At 35.4% G+C, this 11,389-nt stretch carries 6 protein-coding genes; 4 read left to right on the top strand and 2 right to left on the bottom strand.

Features of this window, described 5'->3' with window-relative positions:
* Nucleotides 1-123 precede the first annotated feature (123 nt).
* Both IUY40_RS11570 and dnaE read right to left on the bottom strand, forming a co-directional pair.
* On the bottom strand, nt 124-1,041 hold the full coding sequence (locus IUY40_RS11570; protein WP_195737026.1) for an outer membrane beta-barrel protein: 918 nt from the start codon (nt 1,039-1,041) through the stop codon (nt 124-126).
* A gap of 178 nt (nt 1,042-1,219) precedes the next feature.
* Nucleotides 1,220-5,761, bottom strand: coding sequence for a DNA polymerase III subunit alpha (gene dnaE / locus IUY40_RS11565; RefSeq protein ID WP_195737025.1), 4,542 nt, complete (start codon nt 5,759-5,761; stop codon nt 1,220-1,222).
* 648 nt (nt 5,762-6,409) lie between these two features.
* Here dnaE and leuC point away from each other — a divergent pair.
* The 4 genes from leuC to leuB all read left to right on the top strand — a co-directional run bounded on the left by leuC (nt 6,410) and on the right by leuB (nt 11,289).
* Nucleotides 6,410-7,804 carry a 3-isopropylmalate dehydratase large subunit gene (gene leuC, locus IUY40_RS11560; protein ID WP_195737024.1) on the top strand — a complete coding sequence of 465 codons (1,395 nt, stop codon included), beginning with the start codon at nt 6,410-6,412 and terminating at the stop codon, nt 7,802-7,804.
* Between the two features lie 111 nt (nt 7,805-7,915).
* Nucleotides 7,916-8,512, top strand: a complete 597-nt coding sequence (gene leuD, locus IUY40_RS11555; RefSeq protein WP_195737023.1) for a 3-isopropylmalate dehydratase small subunit — start codon at nt 7,916-7,918, stop codon at nt 8,510-8,512.
* Nucleotides 8,513-8,642: 130 nt separating this feature from the next.
* Nucleotides 8,643-10,163 (top strand): alpha-isopropylmalate synthase regulatory domain-containing protein, encoded by a 1,521-nt coding sequence (locus IUY40_RS11550; RefSeq protein ID WP_195737022.1) that lies wholly within the window; start codon nt 8,643-8,645, stop codon nt 10,161-10,163.
* Nucleotides 10,164-10,227: 64 nt separating this feature from the next.
* On the top strand, nt 10,228-11,289 hold the full coding sequence (gene leuB / locus IUY40_RS11545; protein ID WP_195737021.1) for a 3-isopropylmalate dehydrogenase: 1,062 nt from the start codon (nt 10,228-10,230) through the stop codon (nt 11,287-11,289).
* The last annotated feature ends 100 nt before the right edge of the window (nt 11,290-11,389 follow it).

Raw genomic sequence — 11,389 nt, 5'->3', positions numbered from 1 at the left:
ATTCATAATCTGTATCGGTTATTTAGGACTAGACAATTCAAGCAACCTTCTATATGAATTACAAACAAGAAAGAGGACATCCTTTCGGAAGTCCTCTTCTCTAAAAACTAAAAAAGCAAAATATTATAAGTTATATCTAAGACCTAAAGTCAAACCTAATCCACTAATACCTACATAAGAGCTCAACTCATCCATCGGCTTACTTTGATCTAATCCATTAGGATTTGTCAAAGCATTATTAGAAGTTGTATTTAAAGAACTTCCGTAATTAGTATGAATCTGCGCTGTAGTTCTTGAAGCTAAAGCATCATTACCGTTAACAGTAAACTCTGTAGTTTCTTTAGTCTTTCCGTGTACTGTAAAGTTACGATATTCTAATTCTGCAAATGCCGCGATATTTTTTCCTAATTTATAAGATGTTCCTAAAGCAGCTACAAACCCTACTGTTGGATTTGGTTTTACCTTATCAACACTACGAACTGCCATAGTTGCTGGACTAGCTACACCTGTAGGCACAACCGCATCTGTAGTAATTTTAAGATCTCCATGAATTGGAATCAACACACCTACTTTTGTATATGGCTCAAATCCATGAGATTTCCCTAAATACATAACTAAAGCAGGAGCAAGATCAAAGGCTTTAATTTGTCCTTCAGAAATAAAGTTATAAATAGGCTTTCCTCCAGAAACAAAAATCTGATCTGTAGTAGTTTGCGCCATAGTCTTACTATTACTAGTGTAATAATTAATCCCCATCTCAACTCCTAAACGAGCAGAAAAACGGTAACCAGCAGTAACTCCTGTTCTAAAACCTTCACCAAAAGACCCAGTAACACTTTCTTCAGAGACTAATTCTTTACCTACATAAGTTCTATCCAAAGGAAGATTTCCTCCTACAGTTGGAAACTCAGTAGCTGCTGTTTGCAAGAAATAAGATCCGCCTAATTTAAAATACCAGCTTTCATGTTCTTTTGTTTCAGTTTGAGCTACCATTGTCATAGAACAAACCATCATTCCTAATAAAAAAAGGTTCTTTTTCATAATTTTTTTCTTAAAATAATTTATACAGTCTAAAATAATTTAACAGGATGTTCTCTTTTGCTTTGTAGCAATTAGAACGCAATCGTTGTAATTAACAACAATGATACTAAAAAAATAATATGCACGCATAATTATATCGTTAAAAAAATACATTATTTAAAAATTTAACTATAAAACTTTAATTTAACTTAAAATTTATCTGCATTTTCTCTAATTCTTGCAATAACTCAGTACAAATATTTACTTTCAACCTTCTACTTGGCATAATCAATTTAGTAACTACATTTATCTCCTCAACTTCTGTAACTTCTGCCGTTTTTGTACTCATCGCTTCATCACCATTCTCATCATCACCTTCATCTACAAAAACTGTATCATCAGCTCCCTCAAACTCTGTTGTAGTTTCAACTTGAACCAAGCGCTTTATTTTTTCTAATTCCATTATTTCAAAAGTTACTGTATTATCCCCTTTATTCTCATTAAATAAATGGCTCAACTTATGAATAAACTCTGCCTGTAAATCTTTTATATTCAACAATAAAATCAATTTTCTAGCAAAAACTTCCAGAACATCCTGTAATTGTCTTACTTCGACAAATTGCAATCTTGGATCTGATTTTTTACCTGTATCATGATTTACCCATCCATCTTTAATTAGTACTTTCAGAAAAGCAAAATTATTCTGAATCAGGAAATGGCGAAATTTCAAATATTCTTCGCCAAAGATTTTGAATTCATAACTTTCATCATATCCTTCCAAATTAAATATTGCCCAACCTTTTCCGTTTTTTGCAACGCGATGTTGTACGTTATTTATTATTCCGGCAAAATTTAGATTTTTCCCTACATACTCATTCATACTTTTCAGGGATTCTAATCTGGCATTGCAGAAGTATTTCATTTCAAATCTAAAATCGTCAAGAGGATGTCCTGAAATATAAATTCCAACCACTTCCTTCTCCTTAGCCAGTTTTTCCATTGTGCTCCAATCTTCACACGGAGGCACAATTGGCTCAGCGATCTGAACTTCGCTTGTTTCTCCGAACAAACTCACTTGTGATGAATTTTCATTTTCCTGAAACTTTGATCCATAACGAATCGCCTTTTCATAAAAAGTAATTCCATCCCCGTCATCATGAAAATATTGCGCTCTAGTAGTTCCTTCAAACGAATCAAAACCACCTGCAAGTGCCAGATTTTCGATTGCTTTTTTATTAGCCGCACGCAAATCAATTCGCTTAGCCAAATCAAAAATCGATTTATATTTGCCGTCTTTCCTGCTTTCTACAATTGTTGCCACTGCCCCAGAACCAACGCCTTTAATAGCCCCCATCCCGAAACGTACCGCATATTCATCGTTTACAGTAAATTTATAAAACGATTCATTTACATCTGGCCCTAAAACCTGTAATCCCATTCGCTTACATTCTTCCATAAAAAATGATACTTGTTTGATATCATTCATATTATTCGAAAGTACCGCTGCCATATATTCTGCAGGATAATGTGCTTTTAGATAAGCAGTTTGATATGCAATCCAAGCATAACAAGTTGAGTGCGACTTGTTGAAGGCATAACTTGCAAATGCTTCCCAATCTTTCCAAATTTTCTCTAAAACTTTTGCATCATGGCCTTTTTTCGCAGCCTGTTCAACAAATTTAGGTTTCATTTTATCCAATACATCCTTTTGTTTCTTACCCATCGCTTTACGCAAAACGTCAGCCTCACCTTTTGTAAAGTCAGCCAGCGATTGCGACAAAAGCATTACCTGCTCTTGATAAACTGTAATTCCGTATGTTTCTCCTAAATATTCTTCACAGGCATCTAAGTCGTATTTGATTTCCTCTTCGCCATTCTTTCTTCGTACGAAAGATGGGATATATTCTAAAGGTCCCGGACGATACAAGGCATTCATCGCAATTAAATCTCCAAAAACTGTTGGTTTTAGATCCTTCATGTATTTCTGCATTCCGGGCGACTCATACTGGAAGATTCCAACCGTTTCTCCTCTTTGGAAAAGTGCATATGTTTCAACATCATCAATCGGGAATGTATCTGGATCAAGATCGATTCCGTTTCTATATTTTACGAGTTTAACAGTATCTTTTATCAAGGTAAGGGTCTTCAGACCCAAGAAGTCCATCTTCAGCAATCCTGCACTTTCTGCAACCGAGTTATCAAACTGTGTTACATATAAATCAGAATCTTTTGCAGTTGTTACAGGAACAAAATTCGTAATATCCGATGGCGTAATAATTACCCCGCAAGCATGAATCCCAGTATTTCGCATCGATCCTTCAAGGATTTTTGCCTGTTGAATGGTTTCTCCTGCCAAATCATCTTCATTAGCAATAGCAATTAATTCTTTTACATTATCAAACTCATCAGAACGAAGTGCTTTTTTAACCTCATCTTCATTTTCAGAAATAAAACGTGCTAAATTCCATTTTGACGGCATCATTGCCGGAATTAATTTAGCAATTCTATCCGCTTCAAATAATGGCAAATCCAACACACGAGCCGTATCACGAATGGCTGATTTGGTAGCCATTTTACCGTATGTAATAATTTGCGCAACCTGATTTTTACCGTATTTATTGATTACATAATCCATAACTCGACCACGCCCCTCATCATCAAAATCAATATCAATATCGGGCATGGATACACGATCTGGATTCAGGAAACGCTCAAAAAGCAAATCGTACTTAATCGGGTCAATATTGGTAATTCCTAAACAATATGCAACGGCAGATCCCGCTGCGGATCCACGTCCCGGACCAACCGAAACATCCATATTTCTAGCTTCGGCTATAAAATCCTGAACAATCAAGAAATAACCCGGATATCCGGAATTTGAAATGGTAAGCAATTCAAAATCCAGACGTTCCTGAATAGATTCTGTAATTTCACCATATCGTCTTTTTGCCCCTTCCATAGTAAGATGGCGCAAGTATTTATTTTCACCTCGAACGCCGCCATCTGCTTCGTCTTCAACAACTATAAATTCCTGAGGAATATCGAATTTAGGAAGCAATACATCACGGTAAAGCGAGTAAATTTCGACCTTATCTACAATTTCCTGAATATTGATAATCGCTTCAGGTAAATCATTAAAGAGTTTTTTCATCTCTTCTTGCGACTTGTAATAATATTCCTGATTGGGTAATCCGTAACGATATCCGCGACCACGACCAATTGGCGTAGCTTGTTTTTCACCATCTTTTACACACAACAAAATGTCATGCGCATTGGCATCTTCTTTATTTAAATAATAGGTATTATTTGTCGCGATTAATTTGACGCTGTGTTTTTGAGAAAACTCAATCAGTGTTTTATTTACGCGGTTTTCGTCTTCTTGATTGTGGCGCATTACTTCTAGATAGAAATCGTCTCCGAATTGCTCTTTCCACCAAATCAAAGCTTCTTCTGCTTGGTTTTCACCAACATTCAGGATTTTACTCTGGATTTCTCCGTATAAATTCCCAGACAAAACCATGATATCTTCTTTATATTGCTCAACAATCTTTCTATCAATCCTTGGAACATAATAAAATCCGTCTGTAAAAGCAATCGATGACATTTTTGCCAAATTGTGATAGCCTTTCTTATTTTTAGCCAACAGCACAACCTGATTACCATTGTCTTTTTTGCTTTTATCCAAATGATTATCACAAACATTAAATTCGCAACCCACAATTGGTTTTATTTCTGTTTCCGTTGGCTCTTCACCAGCTTCAACCAAAGCTTTATTTTTACCTGATGCCGCTTTATTATGATTCATAACGGCACTTACAAAATGAAAAGCCCCCATCATATTTCCAGTATCGGTCATCGAGACAGCTGGCATTCCGTTTTTGGCTGTAGCCGAAACTAAATTTCCAATCCCTATAGTTGATTGTAAAACTGAAAACTGCGTGTGGTTATGCAAATGTGAATACTTCGCTGCTTTAAAACCCTCTAAATCTGACTCTGAAACTGTTGTTTGCTTATCATCCGATTCCAAAGCTTTTAATTGCTCTCTAATTTTATCAGAAGCCGCTTTTAAATTGATATGCTTTAAGCCTATCAACTTGATCTCCTGAGGATTTTTATTCTGGAATTCCCCAAAATAATCCTTCGGAACATCTAATTCTTCTTTTGTAAAAACTTCTCTTCTTATTAACTCTAAGAAACAACGTGTTGTTGCCTCAACATCGGCAGTTGCATTGTGCGCTTCTGCAAAAGGTTTATTAAAAAGATAGCTATGTAATTCTGTTAATGTTGGCAATTTAAATCTTCCTCCACGACCTCCAGGCAATTGTAATAACGAAGCGGTAACTTCTGTACAAGTGTCAAGAACTGGCATAGTACTCATAGGGGAATCAATACCCATTCGATGAAATTCTGCCCCCATGATATTTACATCAAAACCTAAATTCTGACCAACGATAAATTTGGTTTTACTTAAAGCAATATTGAATTTCTCTAAAACTTCGGCCAAAGTAATTCCATCGGCTTCGGCCAACTCAGTCGAAATTCCGTGAATACGTTCTGCATCATACGGAATATTGAATCCATCGGGTTTTACCAAATAATCCTGATGCTCGATGAGTTTCCCCATATCATCATGCAGTTGCCATGCAATTTGTATACAGCGAGGCCAGTTGTCAGAATCAGTTATAGGTGCGTCCCAACGCTTAGGTAATCCTGTAGTTTCTGTATCGAATATTAAGTACATAGTTGTAAATGAGATGATTGCAATTATATGAAATTACAAAAATTGAACTTCAAATTTAGTCTTTTTTTAGAGAAAGAAAAAGAGGTTGAGTGTTAATAAAAAAGCCGTTTTTGAAAATCTATTATATTATTAAAAACAATGGAGCTTCTAAGAATAAAACATGTAATTGTGTTAAATTTAATGACAATAAAATAGAAAAATACATCTTTTCTATTTTTTTGGATGTCGTAAAACACAACTAAAAGAACAGCCTTATTATAGAATAGATTTAAATGAACAAAACATTCAAAAATTTCATTTTTAAATCACTACAAACTAAAACTAAAAACCACTAATTATTATGTTTTTCATTCCGTTTAGAATATTATCCACATCCAAATCACTTTATACACAACAAAATAGCGACAAATACACAAATTATCAATATCCACAACAATCAAGATAATTTTAGCTAAAAGAAGAAACTAAAAAATAAAACAAAATACAATTCCCCAATCAATATCAAGTAATCTGAATGAGTTTATAATTTGTAAAATGGTTTGGGCATCGTATATAATCAAATATACCAATTCTTACTTTTGTTTCTTTTTCTAATTTTGTTATTCTCTTATGATTACATGGAAATTACAATTAAAAAATAGTTAAAAAATGAGTACTACATTATTCGACAAAGTTTGGGATTCGCACGTGGTGCGTAAAATTGAAGATGGACCAGATGTGTTTTTCATTGACCGTCATTTCATTCATGAAGTTACAAGTCCTGTTGCTTTTTTAGGATTAAAATCCAGAGGTATTTCGGTTTTATACCCAGAACGCACTTTTGCAACTGCGGATCACAATACACCAACTATAAATCAACATCTACCAGTTCAAGATGCTTTATCTGCCAACCAGCTAAAAGCATTAGAAGATAATGCTGCCGAATACGGAATTTCTCACTGGGGATTAGGTCACATTAAAAATGGAATCGTTCATGTTGTAGGGCCTGAAAACGGAATTACATTACCTGGCGCAACTATTGTTTGTGGAGATTCACACACTTCTACTCACGGAGCTTTTGGAGCAATTGCTTTTGGAATTGGTACTTCTGAGGTTGAAATGGTACTTTCTACTCAATGTATTATGCAGCCAAAACCAAAGAAAATGCGTATTAACGTAAATGGTGAATTAAGTAAAGGTGTAGGCCCGAAAGATGTTGCTCTTTATATTATTGCTCAATTAACTACTTCTGGAGGTACTGGATATTTTGTTGAATATGCTGGAGACGTTTTTGAGAACATGTCTATGGAAGGTCGTATGACGGTTTGTAATTTAAGTATCGAAATGGGTGCTCGTGGAGGAATGATTGCTCCTGACCAAAAAACATTCGATTTCCTAGAAGGAAGATTATACGCTCCAAAAGGAGAAGCATGGGATAAAGCGGTTGCTTATTGGAAAACTTTAAAAACGGATGCTGATGCTGTTTTTGATGCTGAATTAAACATCAACGCATCAGATATTGAACCTATGATTACTTATGGTACTAATCCTGGAATGGGTATTGGTATCTCTGCAACTATTCCGAATGCCAACCAAGTTGAAGGCGGAGAGGAAACATATAAAAAATCTTTGGCTTACATGGGCTTTCATGAAAATGATGTAATGATTGGAAAACCAATCGACTACGTGTTCTTAGGAAGCTGTACCAATGGTCGAATAGAAGATTTTAGAGCTTTTACAGAAATTGTAAAAGGACGCAAAAAAGCTGATAATGTAACCGCTTGGTTAGTTCCTGGCTCTCATGTTGTCGAAGCACAAATTAAAGAAGAAGGTCTTTTAGACATCTTAACCGAAGCTGGATTTGTATTACGTCAGCCCGGTTGTTCAGCATGTTTGGCAATGAACGATGATAAAGTTCCTGCTGGAAAATATGCAGTAAGTACCTCTAATAGAAACTTTGAAGGTCGTCAAGGTCCTGGCTCAAGAACACTTTTGGCTAGTCCGATTATGGCTGCTGCTGCTGCTGTAACAGGAAAACTAACAGACCCGAGGGAGTTATTTTAATTCTCGCTATAAGCTTTAAGCAATAGGCTTTAAGCAAAAAAAAACAATACATAATACACCCTGTAGGAAAAGCCTAAAGCTTATAGCCTACAGCCTAAAGCAGATATCAAAATGGCATACGATAAATTTAATATACTTACTAGTAGTGCAGTGCCACTACCGATAGAAAACGTAGATACGGATCAAATCATCCCAGCTCGTTTCCTAAAAGCTACAAAACGTGAAGGTTTTGGAGACAATCTTTTTAGAGATTGGAGATATAACGGAGATGATACTCCAAAAGCTGATTTCGTTTTAAACGATTCAACTTATACTGGAAAAATCTTAGTTGGAGGAAAAAACTTTGGTTCAGGATCTTCTAGAGAACATGCTGCTTGGGCAGTTTACGATTACGGTTTTAGAGCTGTAGTGTCTAGTTTCTTTGCAGATATCTTTAAAGGAAACTGTTTGAATATTGGAGTTCTTCCTGTACAAGTTAGCCCTGAGTTTGCTGACACGATTTTCAAAGCAATCGAAGCTGATCCTAAAACAGAATTAGAAATCAACTTACCAAACCAAACCATTACTTTGTTAGCAACTGGTCAGCAAGAATCTTTTGCCATCAATGGATACAAAAAGAACAATATGGTTAATGGCTTTGATGACATTGATTATTTACAAAACATCAAAGAAGATATTGTGGCTTTCGCTGATAAACTTCCTTATTAATACAACAAATAAAATGCAGCTACATTAACTTCAACTTTAATATTGAACTTAATGTAGCTGCTTTATAATTTTTATTTCAACCCACTATACAATTTCAAACAAATGAAATAGTATTAGCATCATGTTTATAATGGAAAAAAGAAAAATTGAAATAATGGACACAACGCTCCGTGATGGTGAACAAACCTCAGGAGTATCTTTTTCTGCTGCAGAAAAACTAACCATTGCGCAATTACTGTTAGAAGAATTAAATATTGATCGAATAGAAATCGCTTCTGCTCGCGTAAGCGAAGGAGAATTTCAGGCAGTAAAAGGCATTACTGCTTGGGCAGAAGAAAGAGGCTACATTAAGAGAATTGAAGTATTGTCTTTTGTCGACGGAGGAGTTTCTATCGAATGGATGAAAAAGGCTGGAGCAAAAGTTCAGAATTTATTAACCAAAGGTTCGATGAACCACCTCACGCATCAGTTAAAAAAAACACCAGAACAACATTTTGCAGAAATAGCAACAAGTATTGCTTTGGCAAAAGAAAACGATATCGAAACAAATGTATATTTAGAAGATTGGAGCAACGGAATGCGTAATTCTCCTGAATATGTTTTTGATTTTCTAGCTTTTTTAGCAACACAACCCATCAAAAGAATCTTACTCCCTGATACTTTAGGCATCTTGATTCCTGCTCAAACTTTTGAATTCATCTCTAAAATTACTGCAAAATATCCTGATATCCATTTTGATTTTCATGCACATAACGATTACGATTTAAGCGTTGCTAATGTTATGGAAGCTATAAAAGCAGGTATAAAAGGACTTCACGTTACCGTAAACGGAATGGGAGAACGCGCAGGAAACGCACCACTAGAGAGTACCGTTGCAGTAATCAATGATTATTTACCCGAAGTAAGCATCAACATCAAGGAAACCTCTTTATACTCTGTGAGTAAATTAGTTGAGACTTTTACTGGTTACAGAATACCAGCCAATAAACCAATTGTTGGAGACAATGTTTTTACTCAAACCGCAGGTATTCATGCCGATGGTGACAATAAAAACAATTTATATTTTAGTGATTTACTTCCAGAACGCTTTGGAAGAAAACGAAAATATGCTCTTGGAAAAACTTCTGGAAAAGCTAATATCGAGAAAAATCTTCAAGAATTAGGATTAAAACTAAATCAGGAAGATTTGAAATTGGTTACCCAACGAATTATCGAATTGGGTGATAAAAAAGAAACTGTCACCAAAGAAGATTTGCCCTATATCATTTCGGACGTTCTGAACAGTCATACGTATCAAGACAAAATCACGATTGACTCCTATATGCTAGTTCACTCTAAGGGAATGCGCCCATCAACGACTTTGTCTTTAAATCTTAATGGGGAAATAATAGAAGAAAACGCGCAAGGTGATGGTCAGTTTGATGCCTTTATGAATGCATTAACAAAAATCTATAAAAGCAAAAAAATGACTTTACCTAAATTGATTGATTACGCTGTTAGAATCCCACCAGGAAGTAGTTCTGATGCTTTATGCGAAACTATTATTACTTGGATTAATCACGGAAAAGAATTTAAAACAAGAGGACTAGATTCCGACCAAACGGTTGCTGCAATTATCGCAACACAAAAAATGCTTAATGTAGCTACATAATAAAATCACTAAACATCTTAGTTACTGAGATTAAAAAAAATCTTAAAACCTTAAAATAAAAATAATGAAATTTAATATAGCCCTTTTAGCAGGAGACGGAATCGGACCTGAGGTAATTAATGAAGCCGTAAAAGTATCTGATGCTATTGCAAAAAAATTCAATCATGAAATAACATGGACACCAGCTCTTACAGGAGCTTGTGCAATTGATGCCGTTGGAGTTCCTTACCCTGATGAAACACATGAAATCTGTATGGCTGCCGATGCTGTTTTGTTTGGCGCAATTGGTCATCCAAAATACGATAATGACCCAAGCGCACCAGTTCGTCCGGAACAAGGATTATTACTAATGCGTAAAAAACTAGGCTTGTTTGCCAATGTTAGACCAACATTTACTTTTCCTTCACTTATCGATAATTCTCCTCTAAAAAGAGAAAGAATCGAAGGAACTGACTTAGTTTTCTTAAGAGAACTAACTGGTGGGATTTACTTTGGAGAAAAAGGTAGAAGAGATAACGGAGAAACAGCTTATGACAATTGTGTTTACACAAGAGCTGAAGTACAACGTTTAGCAAAAAAAGGTTTTGAACTTGCTATGACGCGTAGCAAAAAATTATGTTGCGTAGATAAAGCCAATGTTCTTGAAACATCTCGCTTATGGAGAGAAACGGTACAGGCAATGGAAAAAGACTACCCTGAGGTAACTGTTTCTTATGAATTTGTAGATGCTGTCGCCATGCGATTAGTACAATGGCCAAACTCATACGATGTGTTAATTACTGAAAATCTATTCGGAGATATCTTAACTGATGAAGCCTCGGTAATTTCAGGCTCAATGGGACTAATGCCTTCTGCATCTGTTGGAGAGCATACTTCATTATATGAACCAATTCACGGTTCTTATCCACAAGCAACTGGATTAAATATTGCTAATCCATTAGCCACTGTATTATCTGCAGCAATGATGTTTGAAGATGCTTTTGGGTTAAAAGATGAAGCAGAAGCAATTAGAGCAGTAGTTAATAAATCATTGGAACAAGGAATTATCACAGAAGACTTAGCTCCAAAGGGAACCAAAGCATATAAAACCAGCGAAGTTGGAGATTGGTTAGTTGCTAATTTGTAAACATTTCAACAAAAGAAGACACATTGCATTGTCTCTCTATTACAAAACATATACAAACAAAAAAGGTGTCAATAAATTGACACCTTTTTTTATATCTTAG

It is taken from the genome of Flavobacterium sp. ALJ2, assembly GCF_015594725.1.
GTDB lineage: Bacteria > Bacteroidota > Bacteroidia > Flavobacteriales > Flavobacteriaceae > Flavobacterium.
The sequence above is the reverse complement of the archived record's forward strand: the minus strand, read 5'-3'. Positions and strand labels throughout refer to the sequence as shown.